15 protein-coding genes are annotated in these 14,548 nt (G+C 32.8%); 7 read left to right on the plus strand and 8 right to left on the minus strand.

The window, feature by feature from the left end:
* Positions 1-59: 59 nt before the first annotated feature.
* On the minus strand, positions 60-758 hold the full coding sequence (locus CRO45_RS06635; protein ID WP_097148867.1) for a hypothetical protein: 699 nt from the start codon (positions 756-758) through the stop codon (positions 60-62).
* Between the two features lie 66 nt (positions 759-824).
* Here CRO45_RS06635 and CRO45_RS06640 point away from each other — a divergent pair, with 66 nt between their 5' ends.
* Positions 825-1,241: a hypothetical protein gene (locus CRO45_RS06640; RefSeq protein WP_097148868.1), complete on the plus strand. Its 417-nt coding sequence runs from the start codon at positions 825-827 to the stop codon at positions 1,239-1,241.
* 1 nt (position 1,242) lies between these two features.
* Here the strand turns inward: CRO45_RS06640 and CRO45_RS06645 are convergent, their stop codons facing one another.
* Both CRO45_RS06645 and CRO45_RS20020 read right to left on the minus strand, forming a co-directional pair.
* Positions 1,243-2,403: a copper resistance CopC/CopD family protein gene (locus CRO45_RS06645; RefSeq protein ID WP_097148869.1), complete on the minus strand. Its 1,161-nt coding sequence runs from the start codon at positions 2,401-2,403 to the stop codon at positions 1,243-1,245.
* Positions 2,404-2,587: 184 nt separating this feature from the next.
* Positions 2,588-2,764 (minus strand): hypothetical protein, encoded by a 177-nt coding sequence (locus CRO45_RS20020; protein WP_170949426.1) that lies wholly within the window; start codon positions 2,762-2,764, stop codon positions 2,588-2,590.
* Between the two features lie 75 nt (positions 2,765-2,839).
* Here CRO45_RS20020 and CRO45_RS19900 point away from each other — a divergent pair, with 75 nt between their 5' ends.
* Positions 2,840-3,148: a hypothetical protein gene (locus CRO45_RS19900; RefSeq protein ID WP_141400318.1), complete on the plus strand. Its 309-nt coding sequence runs from the start codon at positions 2,840-2,842 to the stop codon at positions 3,146-3,148.
* A gap of 18 nt (positions 3,149-3,166) precedes the next feature.
* Entirely contained in the window at positions 3,167-3,547 is a 381-nt protein-coding gene (locus CRO45_RS19905; protein WP_141400319.1) for a hypothetical protein, read from the plus strand.
* 181 nt (positions 3,548-3,728) lie between these two features.
* Here the strand turns inward: CRO45_RS19905 and CRO45_RS06655 are convergent, their stop codons facing one another.
* Positions 3,729-5,807, minus strand: coding sequence for a DNA topoisomerase (locus CRO45_RS06655; RefSeq protein ID WP_170949427.1), 2,079 nt, complete (start codon positions 5,805-5,807; stop codon positions 3,729-3,731).
* A gap of 227 nt (positions 5,808-6,034) precedes the next feature.
* Here CRO45_RS06655 and CRO45_RS06660 point away from each other — a divergent pair, with 227 nt between their 5' ends.
* Positions 6,035-6,433 carry a glucosamine 6-phosphate synthetase gene (locus CRO45_RS06660; RefSeq protein WP_097148872.1) on the plus strand — a complete coding sequence of 133 codons (399 nt, stop codon included), beginning with the start codon at positions 6,035-6,037 and terminating at the stop codon, positions 6,431-6,433.
* An 85-nt stretch (positions 6,434-6,518) separates the two neighbouring features.
* On the opposite strand, the gene aspA is transcribed toward CRO45_RS06660, so the two are convergent.
* Positions 6,519-7,928, minus strand: a complete 1,410-nt coding sequence (gene aspA, locus CRO45_RS06665; RefSeq protein WP_097148873.1) for an aspartate ammonia-lyase — start codon at positions 7,926-7,928, stop codon at positions 6,519-6,521.
* Between the two features lie 257 nt (positions 7,929-8,185).
* Here aspA and CRO45_RS06670 point away from each other — a divergent pair, with 257 nt between their 5' ends.
* Positions 8,186-9,085, plus strand: a complete 900-nt coding sequence (locus CRO45_RS06670; RefSeq protein WP_097149001.1) for a DMT family transporter — start codon at positions 8,186-8,188, stop codon at positions 9,083-9,085.
* 322 nt (positions 9,086-9,407) lie between these two features.
* Here the strand turns inward: CRO45_RS06670 and CRO45_RS06675 are convergent, their stop codons facing one another.
* The 3 genes from CRO45_RS06675 to CRO45_RS06685 form a co-directional block, all read right to left on the minus strand.
* Positions 9,408-10,523, minus strand: coding sequence for a conserved virulence factor C family protein (locus CRO45_RS06675; protein WP_097148874.1), 1,116 nt, complete (start codon positions 10,521-10,523; stop codon positions 9,408-9,410).
* Positions 10,524-10,534: 11 nt separating this feature from the next.
* On the minus strand, positions 10,535-12,421 hold the full coding sequence (locus CRO45_RS06680; RefSeq protein WP_097148875.1) for an ABC-F family ATP-binding cassette domain-containing protein: 1,887 nt from the start codon (positions 12,419-12,421) through the stop codon (positions 10,535-10,537).
* Between the two features lie 227 nt (positions 12,422-12,648).
* On the minus strand, positions 12,649-13,272 hold the full coding sequence (locus tag CRO45_RS06685) for an HD domain-containing protein (RefSeq protein ID WP_097148876.1): 624 nt from the start codon (positions 13,270-13,272) through the stop codon (positions 12,649-12,651).
* A 141-nt stretch (positions 13,273-13,413) separates the two neighbouring features.
* Here CRO45_RS06685 and CRO45_RS06690 point away from each other — a divergent pair, with 141 nt between their 5' ends.
* Positions 13,414-13,782: a DoxX family protein gene (locus CRO45_RS06690; protein WP_268878131.1), complete on the plus strand. Its 369-nt coding sequence runs from the start codon at positions 13,414-13,416 to the stop codon at positions 13,780-13,782.
* A 114-nt stretch (positions 13,783-13,896) separates the two neighbouring features.
* Positions 13,897-14,466, plus strand: coding sequence for a hypothetical protein (locus CRO45_RS06695; RefSeq protein ID WP_097148878.1), 570 nt, complete (start codon positions 13,897-13,899; stop codon positions 14,464-14,466).
* Positions 14,467-14,548 lie beyond the last annotated feature (82 nt).

Raw genomic sequence — 14,548 nt, forward strand, 5'->3', positions numbered from 1 at the left:
TTCCAATCACAATCTTAAATTTTTACAATTGAAAAAGAGTTTCCAAAATGAAAACTCTGTTAATTCGACTTATTTAACATCTTTGAAATAACTCGTTGCCAGAAAGAGCTAAACCTTGACTGTTTAATGTAATTAATTTTTGTAAGTAGAATTTCTTTACCATCACTTAAAATAACCTTTCCTTTATTAACTTTCTTAATTTTTCCACTTAAAAACTTTTCCGTATAGATAGTAACTTTTGTACCTTTCCAACTTTTTAAATTAGTCTCCAATAACTCTTCATAAAATTGTTGCCTGAGCACTTCCTTTTCTGCTACAACCGCACCAAAGTTTGTTAATAATTTATTTCTAAGTTCCTGATCGTAAGCGACATGTTGGTGTGAGCCAGAAACGTCTGGAATGCCAAAGGGTGATTTTGCTGAAATGATTACCGTGTATGGTATCCAATATCGTACAAACAGCGTTTTTAACATAACAAAGTTTCGACCAATCGCAGCTACTTTTCCCATGGTGTGTATTACTTCTTCTCCATTTTTCGAATGAATTTCAACTAATTGATTTTTCTTTGATTTGAAAAATTTTAATAACACCATCTGTTTTTTTGAATTTGGTAGTGTCGTACCAAGATTTTGCAAATTTGCGTTATGAATATATTCTTGTAGCATTTTTAATTCGTACATTGGTAATCCACTAGGAGGAGAGGTGAACTTTCCTTCTCTCTTTAATTCAGGATAGTCTTTTTCAAACAGCTCACTCATTCACATTTCCCCCCTTTACTAAGGTGATTTAAGCTAGGTGTCGTTTCATACAATGCTTCTGAAGGAGTGAATACTTTGAAATTGTTCATCATTCTTATCTTATTAAGTTATTTTCTTGTTTGTGCCGTGTCTTACTTATTTTTAAGAAAAATTAAGTATCAAATTAGTTATCATTTAGGGATGAACGTTGCGATGACAAGTAGTGGAATTATGGGGATTGCCGTTGGAACTCTGTTAGTTTACGGATTTCCTGGCCATTATACGTTGATTACGATCGTTTCAACGGTTATCGCGGTTTTAATAGGTGTAATATATGGTGCTTTAGTAGATTACCAGACATTACTCTCAGGTGTGTCAAGCGGAATAATGTCTGGACTGATGGGACCAATGATTGGAATGGCGGCAGATCTTCCTCTGGTAGCTTTTTGTACGATACTTGTTTATGCTTCTTTTGCATTACTTTGTTTTTCTGTACGTTCCTAGTTTATGGTGTAGGACTCAAGTAAGTTAAAATTGATACAATGATTAAAATGATAATCATTAGTGAAAAGTCTAAAACGAGCCATTTTCCAAGGGATTGGTTACTATCTTTTATTTTCTTTCGGATAAATGCTGCAAATAAAATGACAATAGCAACAACAAGGATTTTTACAAGTAAAATGCGTGACCAGTCATTTGATAATAAGAAGAAGTCTGGTGAATAGATTAATGTAACGATACTTCCTGAAACTGCCATTAAAATGAAACTGATTAAAGCGTAGGTTGAGAAGGTTGGTAAAAATGACATCACATAAAGCTTTTGTTTTTTCCAAAAGAGGACTATAAACGCTAAACCCCCTGCCCAAATCGCAGCTGCAATCAAGTGTAGACTATTAAATGGCACTGTTATTAAGGTAAAATCAAAGGTACTTGCATGCCCATTTAAGCTCTTGCAAAGTACGAGAATCGTAATCCAAAGGATATCTATCCATCGATTTTTAAATAAACATAAAAAACCAATTAACGAGAGTACTAACGAAACTAGCCAAAAGGAACCGAAATTTGTATCAAAAGGAAAATTCGGTGTAAAAAATAATCCTTTACTCGTAAATATATCTACCTGAATTAGAATCATAGAAATTAAACCTACAAGATGGAGCATTTGAAATACTAATCCCCAAAGTACAAATTTTCTCCTTAAATCATTTGAATAATGCTGAACAGTTTGCCACCAAATGATCCATCCAATAAGTAACACAAACCCAATATAATACATAGCCTTTAATGCAAAAATTATTATTTCTAAAACATTCATATTGCTCAATTCATTGTTAGAATTTGAACTTCCAAATGCGTTCCCCTCTGCGCTAACATATGAATCTGTATCAGTACCAACTAGAATAAAGAAATCCCCTTGCAATGCATGACCGTCATTTGAAGAAATAAAATAGTACTCAATTTTATAAATTCCATCTGCTAAAGAAGGTAATTGAACGGAAATTTCCTTGTTGTCATCAGTAATTTGTGGTGAATGACTACCGACTTCTTGATAATTTTCATCATATACTTTTATGGTGAAGTTTTCTTCAACTTCACTGTTAAACTTTAATATCACTTCAGATGGTGCTGTTTCGTTATGACTGTTTGGTTGTGGTGATTGTTCCACAACATAAGCGTGACTCCAAACTTTCTGAGAACCGATAACAAAAAATATAAGAGTAAATAAAATAATTAGAGGAAACTTTCTAAATAAAATGGCTATTATCCTTTCATCATTTTAGTCCTATCCTATTCAACAATTAGGATAATGACTATGCATGTGAAGGATAATAGCCTGTCTCATCAAAAGCCTAGTTTTTTTTGCCCCAAATAATATGGTCAATTTTGTCTTTTAAAACCGTAATGATATGATCATTATTTTTCATGTCTAAATAATCAATTCCGACTTTGTTCATTTTTCCACCAATGCGGAAACCACCTGCTGTTACTATTTCCAATTGTCGATGAATGTTTTTCCACAATTTCATGTTCAATTCATTTCTCAAACCGTTTAAATTCACTCTCATCAAGTCGTGACAATCAAAATAAGACTTATTATCGTCATGACATTTACATTTATGGTTCATAAAACACCGCTCATTATGATCGTGATGATGATGGCAATGGCAAATGTGTTTGTTGACTTCGCAGTAATCATATTCGTGATGTTTATTTTGACATTTACAACGAAGGTTCTTGTCAAACCAGTTGTCGATGTTATGGAAATGTTCGTTTTCATCATCATGTTGCTGGTACAAACTATGCCAACCATTATCTCTATTTTCACAACAATTACACTCATGTTTCATATGAGAACATTCATTTTTATGGTGGTCATCGCAGCATCTACATTTATGGTGCTTTTCATATGAATCTTCTATGTGATTATTATGACATTTGCAATCATGCTTCATGTCATTCCAATCATTTCTATGATGGTCATCATAACAATCATCATATGGATGTTTATTTTGACATTTGCAATTATGCTTCATATCTTCCCAATTGTTTCTATGATGATCATCATGACACTTACACTTATGGTGCTTTTCATGACAATCATCATAAGGATGTTTATTTTGGCATTTGCAATCATGCTTCATATCTTCCCAATTGTTTCTATGATGATCATCATGACACTTACACTTATGGTGCTTTTCATGACATCTACACTTTACCTGGAACTTGATACAACAACAATCTCTATCTGGCTTTTTAGGACACTTATCGTCAGGATCTTTTTTACGTTTATCAACAACGTCATTGAATAATCCTGTACAATTTCCGTAACCATTCTTTTGGTGTTGGTGTTTAGCTTCTTTGTCATTCAAATTCTGATTATGAGAATGATCGTCAATCAAATCAAAAAACACGAAAAAATTGCCTCCTTTCAACTATTATTAATCCAATATATTCATAGTTTGTTAGTTAGTAAGAGGCAAATGCACACCATCAATTGTTAGATTTTTGACTGCTAGTAACAAAAACAAAGTCTAACTTCCCATTATGAAGTTTTAGTTTCGCTTTTCCTTTTTTCCCACTTTTCCAAGTAAAGAGAATCTCTCGCGTTTCTTTTCCATTTAGTAATTTTTTTGCATCTGTGACTGTAATTTTCCCTTTCATTATTGATTTACTAATAGCAAATTTACAATTTTTATTTGAACATTGATAAGTTTTAAATCCTTCAATTACAGGACTCTGGCATTCTACACATTTACCTACGACTGTAGTTTCTTTTTCTACCACATTCATTTTTAGAGAAATAAACCGAGCAGTTGTTTCTCTCACATATTGCAACATATCCTTATAGAACACGCTTGATTGTAATTGACCATCGACGATATCTTTTAGCTTTTTACTCCAAACAGCTGTTAAAACAGGTGAAACAATATCATGATTCCCAAGACTATTAATAACATCAATACCAAACTGTGTAGCTTTAAATGTCTTTCCTTCCCTTGCTATCATCCCAATTGCGATTAACTTTTCGATAATTTCTGCTCTAGTGGCAGAAGTACCTATACCTTCAGCGTCTTTTAATATTTTTTGTAATTCTCTATCTTCCACAAATCTTCCCGCATGAAACATTGCATCAAGTAGTGTGCTATCCGTATATCGGCTAGGTGGTTCTGTTTGCTTTGAAAGTATCTTTTTGTTTTGAATTGGAAGCTCCATCGATAACGAAAGTTTAGGGAGTGGTTGTTCCTGTTTCTTACGATGTGAATCATATAACTCTGTATATCCTTTTTGAATGACTATATTGCCATTTGCTTTAAAGTAATGTTTGTTAGATTCTAGTATTGCAACAGTTTTATCAATTACATATGGTGGCATAAAAATAGATAATAATCGCTTTGCAATTAGATGATAAATTTTAAATTCATTTGGCGTTAACTTTTTTCTACCTAGTGGCACATCTGTTAATGTAATCGCATGGTGATCCGTTAATTTTTTATCATCAACATATTTTTTTGAACGAATGACGTCTTCAATTTGCTTTTTATTTTGAATGATAGATGAAACTACTTTTTGATAGTCTTCTATGTTTGCTAAATGTTGAATGTTATCTGTGATGGTTTTAGCAAAATTAGTTGGTAAATGTTTTGATTCGGTTCTTGGATAAGTAATTAACTTCTTTTCATATAAGCTTTGGGCAATCTTCAGTGTTTCAGATGACGTAAACCCATAAAACTTATTCGCTTCTTTTTGTAACTCTAATAACGAATGTAATGATGGTGCATAAATGGTTTTTCTTTCTGTTTTTAAATCACGAACAATTGCTTTAGTATGTAGTTGAGAATAGATTTCCTCAGCAAATTGTTTTGTTGGAATTTTGTTATCATTTGTTTGTAAATCCGTCCAAAGCGCTTTAAACGAACCAAAGTCTAATTCTAATTGAAAATATGGTTCAGGTTTAAATTGTTGTATTTCTAGTTCTCTCTTTACTACAATCCCAAGAGTTGGTGTCATTACCCGACCAATTTTAATGATTCTACCACCTTTTACTGTGGCTGCCCTCGTTAAATTTAAACCAATTAACCAATCGAACACAGATCGATACATTGCTGCATTTCGTAAATTACGGATAAGTAAATCATTTTCGTCAATTAAATTCGTTAAGGCATGCCGAATCGCAGGGTCCGTTGTTTGTGAAGTCCAAAAACGTTTAACTGGAAGACGACAACCACTTTTTTTATAAAACGAATAAAAGATATTTTCTCCTTCCATTCCCGCGTCACATGCATTAATAATAAAATCATAGTGATTGATTTTTAGTTTTTGCTCAATTTCTTTATACACTTTATATGCAGTTCTTTTTATTCGAAACTCATACTTTTCGGGAATCATTGGTATTACGTTTAAGTCCCACTTTTTCCATTCTTTTTTATATTCATGTGGTTCTTTTAGTTCAACGACGTGTCCAACAAAGGATGCAAAGTCAATTTCATATGGTAATTGCATGGAATTATATACTTTTTGTATATCACGCATTAGGGATGGCTTCTCAGCGATTAATAATGCTCTTTTCATGGAATCCTCTCTTTCTATGTTTCTAGTATAGAATGAATCATACCTAAATGTAAAAATAGTAAAAAACATTGTTTTCACTAGGTATTAAAAAAAAACGCAATTTCAAGTAGTTAGAATATTATAAAATAATTTATTTCCAAGTATATAAACAGATATTTTAAACTATTTCTAGCGAATATTTACATATACTGATATAATCATTTTAGTAGTTTTTAGGGGGTTGGGGTATGCAAAATGTTTCAAAACGAACGATTCTATGGATTGTTCCAATTTTAATTATTGTGATTTTTTGGTACTTTTATGGTCCAAAAGAAGAAATCACAGATAATGAGTACATAACTTATATTAAGGAAGAAAAACTATTACATTCAAACAAAACTATTGGGGAAGCATTCGCTAACTATTGCGAAGAAGGAAAATGGGTATATTTCAAAACACAACGAGAACAACATGTTGTTGAATTTAAAGGGACTTGTCCTCAAAATAATGAACTAAAGTCAGTGAATTTACAATTTGTCGTTGAGAATGATCAAACTGGATATGAACTAAATGTGTTACTTCTTGATAATATTCAACAAACTAGCGAACAACGTGATCACTATTTAACAAATGTTTTTTCACCATAATTAGTATAAAACCTCGTATTCTATTGTTAGAATGCGAGGTTTTAATTTCTATTATTTTACCACAATTAAAAGAGGAAAACTATTCTTATAATCCTGCAATACCAGGTCTAGTCATTGCATAAGGATCTAAGATCTTTTCAAGTTGTTCTTCTGTTAACACATCATATTTTAAGCAAAGTTCGCGAATTGATTGACCTGACGTATATGCTTCACGTGCAAGTTTTGACGCTGTTTCATAACCAACATGCGGGTTAATAGCTGTGATGATTCCTACACTTTTTTCTACATATTCTTTCATTCGCTCTTCGTTCGGTTCAATACCCTTCAAGCAATTTTCTGTAAATGTTTTGAAGACGTTACTCATGATAGAAATTGATTGAATTAAATTAAAGAATAGTACAGGTTCCATAACATTTAACTCAAATTGTCCTGCTTCAGAAGCAGCAGAGATCGTTAAATCATTACCAATAACTTGGAACGCAACTTGGTTCATAACTTCAGGCATAACTGGATTTACTTTACCAGGCATAATGGATGAACCCGGTTGTCTTGCAGGAAGAGTAATTTCACCTAATCCTGTTCGAGGTCCAGATGCCATTAAACGAAGGTCGTTAGCGATTTTTGACATATTTAACATACATACTTTTAATGTTGATGACACTTCTGTATAACAGTCTGTATTTTGCGTAGCATCAACTAAATGTTCAGCACCTTTTAATGGAAGGTTACTAATTTCTGCAAGAATACGTGTAACTGCTTTAATATATTCAGGTTTCGCATTTAAACCTGTTCCAACTGCTGTAGCCCCCATATTAATGTCATACATATGTTGTCTAGATAATGAAATTCGATCAATATCACGGGCAATTACACGACCATATGCTTCAAATTCTTGACCAAGTAAAATAGGAACTGCATCTTGTAAATGTGTACGACCCATTTTAATGATACCAGCAAATTGTTTTGATTTTTCAATGAACACATATTGCATATATTTCGTTGAATCAAGTAATTGATTTATTAAATTTAACACAGCAATATGTGTTGCAGTTGGGAATGCATCATTTGTCGATTGAGACATATTTACATGAGTATTTGGGCTAACGATGCTGTAGTTTCCTTTTTCATGTCCCATTAGTTCTAATGCGCGGTTTGCAATTACTTCGTTTGCATTCATGTTAATCGAAGTTCCTGCTCCACCTTGAATCGGATCAACGATAAATTGATCATTCAATTTCCCTTCAATTACTTCATCTGCTGCCATAACGATATATTTACCAATCTCTTGATCTAATAAACTAACTTCCATATTTGCAAGAGCTGCCGCTTTTTTTACAATTCCTAAAGCTTTAATAAGTTCTGGATGAATTCTATAACCAGTGATAGGGAAATTTTCAATTGCACGAATTGTTTGAACGCCATAATAAGCATTCACTGGAATTTCTCTTTCTCCTAAAAAATCTTTTTCAATACGAAATTCACTGATTGTCACCATAATTTTTCACCTTTTCTCGAGAAAACAGTTAGTAACCGTTTTCATGTAATAAAATCTATCTCAAAATTAGATTACATTAATCTCACAATTAGAACAAGTATCCTTTCAATAATTTTTTAGATTAAAATTTTCCTTTTCAAAAAGTTCATATTGATTATTTGCCAACAATGCTGAATAATTGTTGATAAACCTTATTTTGTAAGTAAAATTAGGTAGAGAATGAATTATTGTTTTTATTTAGGAAAGTAGGAATTGTTATGAATGGATCTGCAATGATTAAATTAACCATATCTATGGCAATATTTGGCTCTATCGGTTTTTTTACGATTAACACTGGTATTCCTGCTGTTGAACTTGTTTTTGTACGATGTATATGTGCTACGTTATTTTTAAGCGGAATGTGGTATTTAACTGGCGGCCATAAAACAGAAAAATGGAGTAAAGATGAAATACTTCGAACACTTTTATGTGGTGTATTTTTAGTTTTAAATTGGGTGTTCTTATTCAAAGCATTTGAGGTAATGTCAATATCAATTGCCATATCTATTTATAATTTAGCACCCATCTTTGTATTAATATTAGGAACATTATTTTTAAGAGAAAGATTGACTATTTCAGGTATTTTAGCAACAGCCATTTGTTTTGTAGGAAGTATTTTTATTGTTGGGATTGAAAACTTTCAATCGATAGATCAATTTTTAAATTCAGGTTTCATTTGGGCATTACTATCTGCTATTTGTTATGCTTTAACAATGTTTACTAGTAAGACAATTCAAAATCAATCCCCTTATGCGACGACCTTCATACAAACAATTGTCGGAATCATCATGTTACTTCCTTTCTGTAATTTTGAATTATTCACTGACTTAACCACTTCAAATTGGTTATATATTTTAGGAACAGGGATTATACATACTGGATTTGTGTATTATTTGTTCTTTGATAGTATTCGAAACCTTTCAACAATCGTTGTATCGGTACTAGTTTTCGTGGATCCAGTTGTAGCCATATTACTTGATTCAATTTTACTTGATTTTAGACCAACGATTATTCAAACGGTTGGAATCATTTTAATCTTTGCAGGTATTATATATATTGTGTTTAAACCTGCAGATAAACGTGTAGTGGATGTTGATGAAAAAGAAGCCATTTCTTAAATATTGATTGGTAGCGGATAAGGTTTTGGAGATCCACTTTATGTAAAGTTAATAATTTCACAATCATCTAGGTCACATAGGATTTCGCTATGTGACTTTTTTATTTAGCTTTGTATACCTTTGAACAAGTAAATCCATTTATACTATTATATTCATTCTCAAATTGAATTGGTCATATAAGAGCCCCTCTATGTGACTTTCGTCTATATTCTCGGTACTTTGGGCACATAGTGTTCTTGTGATGTGATCTATATGTCTAACAACTCATGCAATATAAAAAGGTACAATCCAATACGGATTGTACCCTTCATTCACTAAAGATTTATTTTCTTTCTGTCATTTGCTTCCAAACAGAACCCTTTGCTTCTTCTCCTTGTTCAATACGAGCAATCGCCATTTTTACTTGAAGTTTTACTTCGAATTCTTTGTCATTTTCTGCTTCACGCAATGCTGGTAAACTTTCTTCTGTTCCTGTTTCATATAAGAACATAGCCGCGCGCCAGCGTACTAATTTATTTTTATCTTTTAATGCTTGGATCATTGCAGGTTCAAATTCAACAAACCCTAAATCACTCATACAATCACCAGCAGTTCTTCGGACAGCAGCACTTTTATCGTTTAAAGCACGAGTAAGTAATGGAACAACTGCTACGTCTTCAATCATTCCTAAATATATAGTAGCTAAACGTCGAATTGACATTTGTTCATCTTCTAATGCTTTTTCAAATAATGGTAGGTCATCAACTTCTGGGTCAGGTAATTGATCTAATAATTGATAACGTTTTTGCCAATCCTCTGCATTTTCAAATTGTTCAAGAGTTACCTTTTCACGCTGAAGTGTAATCGATTTTCTCGTATTTGCTCCTTCAACGATCTGCTTTAATCGATCTGCTGGATACGTTGCATCGATTTCAGTTAAAACACTTTGAGCAATTTCTTCTTTCTCACCGTATCGAACACCAAAATCAACCCATTTACGTTCTAAAATATAATTATCATCGAATTTATTAATTTCAATGGATTGGAATGCTTCTACAAAACGTTGACCAGTTGAAATTCGGTGTTCTGATGATGAATCAAATACTTTAATTTGAAGTGGAATTCCTCTGAACATTTGTACATGTACAAACACTTCCCCAAAATGATCCATTACTTGCTCATTTTGTTCAGCTGCTTCACCTTTTTCACCTAAAGCGGTACGAATGCTTGATAAGATGGTTTCCCAATTATACTTTGCATTTCTTTCAACAGCTAAAAAATCAGCTACATGATAAACCCCTTTTACACCTTCAACATTTAAAATGGACTGAATTTCTGTCGGTGCATTACCAGCATTTTCCTTTGTATAGTTAAAACTTTTTCCAAATGGTAGTTCTTCATTGACTACGATTTTCATCGAATTCGGACTTGGTGTTGGTTCGATTGTAACGATTTTCATTTTCATCTCTCCTATCCATTTACGATTTCGTCTAAATAAGACCATCGTTCAATTAATCTTTCGTATTCTTTATTTAGTTCATCTAATTGTTCAGTAAGTTTTTGTAGCTTTGTATAATCGGCGCCAGCAGTTGCAATCTCCGCTTCTGCATGCTCAATATCTTGCTCAACTTTAGCAATTGAATCAGAAATCGTTTCCCATTCCTTTTGTTCTTTAAATGACAACTTTTTCTTTTCACTATTCGTTTTTTGTTGTTTTGGTTTTTCTACCTTTAATTCTTTTACTTCTTCTTTAACAATCGCACTTTGTTTTTCTAAATAATCCGAATAGACATCTAAACTTTCGTCCACATTCCCTTTTCCATCCAATATCCATAGCTTTCTAGCAATCCGGTCGAGGAAGAAGCGATCATGGGAAATAGTAATGACAACCCCTGGAAAATGTTCAATGAAGTCTTCTAATACACCTAACGTTTCAATATCTAAATCATTCGTAGGCTCATCTAGTAAAAGGACATTCGGTTGTTCCATAAGTAAACGTAATAAATGAAGTCTCTTTCTTTCTCCACCTGATAATTTCCCAATAGGTGTCCCATGTGTATGCAATGGGAATAAGAATTTCTCCAACATTTGTGCAGCCGAATATCGAACACCCTCTGAATCCGTTATATCATTTGAAGCTTCTCGAATATATTCTATCATTCTTGCGTTTTCATTCATCTTAGGTAGTACTTGTTTAAAGTGTACACGCTTTACTGTTGATCCAACGATGACTTCTCCAGTATCAGGTTCTAATTCCCCAGCTAAAATATTTAATAAAGTCGATTTCCCATAGCCATTTGACCCGATAATGCCAATACGGTCACCTTGTTGAAGTAAGAAGTTAAACTCTTTTAGGATTACTTTTTCACCAAAGGATTTCGAAAGATTTTCCCCTTCTAATACTTTCTTTCCAAGGCGTGTTGTAGCGAGGGACATTTCTAAATCCGTATCATTAGAACCACGTTCAATTTGGGTATCTAACTGCTCAAAACGTTGAATACGTGCTTTTTGTTTTGTAGTACGTGCTTTTGCACCACGGCGAATCCATTTTAACTCTGAACGGTATCGATTTTTCAACTTTTCTTGCGTAGCTGTATGCATTTCTTCACGTATTGCACGTGCTTCTAAATAATCTGCATAATTTCCTGTATGTCTATATAAAGTGCGATTAGCAAGTTCATATATGTGTGTTGAAACTTCATCTAAGAAGTAACGATCATGGGTAATGAATATTACAGCTCCGCGCAAACGAGTAACCATTTCTTGTAACCATTCAGTCGACTGAACATCTAAATGGTTCGTCGGTTCATCTAATAAATACAAGTCCGCAGGTTCAATTAACACTTTTGCTAAAGCTACTCTTTTTTGTTGACCACCAGAAAGATTTGTAACCTTCTCATCATACATATCAATCCCTAATTTTGTTAATGCTTGTTTAGCTAAAGCATTCACATCCCACGCTTTTTCTGAATCCATTTGTTGTTGTAGTTTGAATAACTTATTTTGTAATTCGACGGATTCGGGATTTCGTGATAATTGAGCAACTGTATCCTCATACTCACGATTTAACTTGACGATAGGTGAGTTACTAGAAAAGACTGCTTGTAAAACCGTTTCTCCTTCCTCAAATTTAGGCTCTTGAGGTAAATGAGCAATGCGGTATTTGTTCGGGTGATCCATTTCAATGGAATCCGCATCCTGTACACCAGCTAAAATCGATAGAAGCGTAGACTTACCAGTCCCATTAATACCGATTAATCCAGCTCGTTCTCCTTCGTAAATCGTAAATTCTATATTTTCAAAAAGGGTCTTGTCCCCCACTGTTTTAGTTAAATTCGAAACAATTAAATGACTCATGGAATTCCTTCACTTTCCTTTTTTAGCTGTAAAATTAAAAATAGATAAATACATCCATCGAATATTATTAACATTCTTAAATCTTGTAACAGCATTTTATAGTTTTTATTATAACGAAAAATGAACTATAAAGCATTTAACTGACTTGATTTACATTTTTCACTAAAAATAATAAGAAAAAGCCTACGATATTCGTAAGCTCAATAATTGGTGAAAAAGCTATAAAACTAGGATTCCCCTTTTATTTCTTTTTTTAGTTGATGCAAAAATGATTCCATAAAAGCATGTCTTTCTTCAGCCATTTGCTTTCCCTTTTCCGTTGTCATTAACTCTTTTAAAAGAAGTAACTTTTCATAAAAATGTGTGACTGATGCAGTTGACTTACTGCGATATTCTTCTTCAGACATTTCCATTCTCGCTTCTTCAGACTCATCATAAAGCTTCCTTCCCTTTGCCCCTCCATATGCAAAAGTTCTTGCAATTCCAATTGCACCGATTGCATCTAAACGATCCGCATCTCTTACAATTTTTGCTTCAATCGTTTTTGCAGGGAGTTCATTGCCTCCGTTGAAAGAAACACTCGCAATAATTTCTCGAATATGTTGTTTCCTATCATCACTAATTGGTAAATCATTAATTAATTGTTCTTCAAGCTCTTTCGTATCACTATACTTTTTATCGCTTACATCATGTAATAATACTGAAAGACGGACGACTTCTTTATCGCAAGTAGTTTCACTAGCCATGATTGTTTCTGCATTCTGGAACACTCTTTCTATATGTTGAAAATCGTGACTGGCATCAAATTGTTCGTATATAGTTTTAACTTTATCTTTTATTGTTTCAATCATGGTCCACTTGTCCTTTCAAATATAAATATCTTTTCTTCTTTTATTTGTATTATAGATGGACTGGCTTTAATAAACTAGTTTTAAAGAGTGTAAATACGAAAGGAGATTATTCTGAAGGCAAATGATTTTGGTTTATTTCTCATACGGGTAGTATTAGGTGTAACATTTTTGCTACATGGACTAGCTAAATACCAAGAAGGAATTGGCGTCGTACAAGATCGGTTTCTAAACTATAATATCCCTTATGCGGATTATGTAGCGATGGGTGTAATGTTTGTGGAAATTATAGGTGGTCTTTTCATGATCCTTGGATTTACAACTCGATTTATCGCAATATTATTTTCTATTATTATGGTTGGTGCCATCGTTTATGTAAAATTTGAGTTAGGATTTTTACAAGGATACGAAATTGATGTACTTTTACTTGCAATGTCGTTGTCCTTACTAGTTAGTGGTAGTAAATTCATTGCACTTGATAACTTTTTTGTAGAGAAAAAGAAAAAGAAATAAAACTAAAGATTTTTCTTTTAGACAAGCTTGTTGATTTTATTGATCACAAGCTTTTATTTTTTTGTAACAAAAACTAACATTCATCCGACTAATGATAAAAGGAGATGAATGACATTGAATATAAAATGGGTTTTTACTCTCGTTTTTCTAATATTTATTCTTGCTGGTTGTGGAACTGGTACACAAAATAACAGTAATTCATTGAATTATGAGTTAGAAAATGTAACTGAGGGTTTTGTTGAAGATGGGCATTTTTCTTTTAAACTTATAAGTGAAAAAGCAGTTTATCAAGTTGGTGAACCACTACAAATCAAAGCAGAACTTACATACATCGGGGAAGAAGAATCAATTCGAATTTCACATGCTGCATCACCTATTTGGATGCTAACATCTAATTTATCTGAAGGATATCAATTTGATGCTGCCATGAATGAACCTCTTATTTTTACAGATCTAAAAAAGAATGTACCATTTGTAGAACAATACCAATTCTCAGGTGGTACTTATTATGAAGGCGCACCAGGTAACCCATACAGTGAGGACGTTTTTTTACAAATGGCAGAAGGGAAATTTCCTCCTGGTCAATATGAAATTAAAGGGAAAACCGATTTTGCAATCGGAGAAGATATTATGACAGAAAGAGTTCAATTAGAGACTTATATTATCTTTACAGTTGTTGAATAATGATGACATTAAGGTGAATAAAAGATACTATTAGTTAGGCTGATAATTGTTTTTACTATATATAAAAGAGGAAATATGTTCT

It is taken from the genome of Ureibacillus acetophenoni, from assembly GCF_900220965.1.
Classification (GTDB): Bacteria; Bacillota; Bacilli; order Bacillales_A; family Planococcaceae; genus Ureibacillus; species Ureibacillus acetophenoni.

Bases quoted from the DNA above. Each gene is read 5' to 3' on its own strand.
- CRO45_RS06670 (WP_097149001.1), top strand. From the start codon at position 8,186: ATGAATGGATCTGCAATGATTAAATTAACCATATCTATGGCAATATTT.
- CRO45_RS06660 (WP_097148872.1), top strand. From the start codon at position 6,035: ATGCAAAATGTTTCAAAACGAACGATTCTATGGATTGTTCCAATTTTA.
- CRO45_RS19905 (WP_141400319.1), top strand. From the start codon at position 3,167: ATGACATTTGCAATCATGCTTCATGTCATTCCAATCATTTCTATGATG.
- CRO45_RS06635 (WP_097148867.1), bottom strand. From the start codon at position 758: ATGAGTGAGCTGTTTGAAAAAGACTATCCTGAATTAAAGAGAGAAGGA.
- CRO45_RS06655 (WP_170949427.1), bottom strand. From the start codon at position 5,807: ATGAAAAGAGCATTATTAATCGCTGAGAAGCCATCCCTAATGCGTGAT.
- CRO45_RS06680 (WP_097148875.1), bottom strand. From the start codon at position 12,421: ATGAGTCATTTAATTGTTTCGAATTTAACTAAAACAGTGGGGGACAAG.
- CRO45_RS06675 (WP_097148874.1), bottom strand. From the start codon at position 10,523: ATGAAAATCGTTACAATCGAACCAACACCAAGTCCGAATTCGATGAAA.
- aspA (WP_097148873.1), bottom strand. From the start codon at position 7,928: ATGGTGACAATCAGTGAATTTCGTATTGAAAAAGATTTTTTAGGAGAA.
- CRO45_RS20020 (WP_170949426.1), bottom strand. From the start codon at position 2,764: ATGAAATTGTGGAAAAACATTCATCGACAATTGGAAATAGTAACAGCA.
- CRO45_RS06685 (WP_097148876.1), bottom strand. From the start codon at position 13,272: ATGATTGAAACAATAAAAGATAAAGTTAAAACTATATACGAACAATTT.
- CRO45_RS19900 (WP_141400318.1), top strand. From the start codon at position 2,840: ATGACATTTACATTTATGGTTCATAAAACACCGCTCATTATGATCGTG.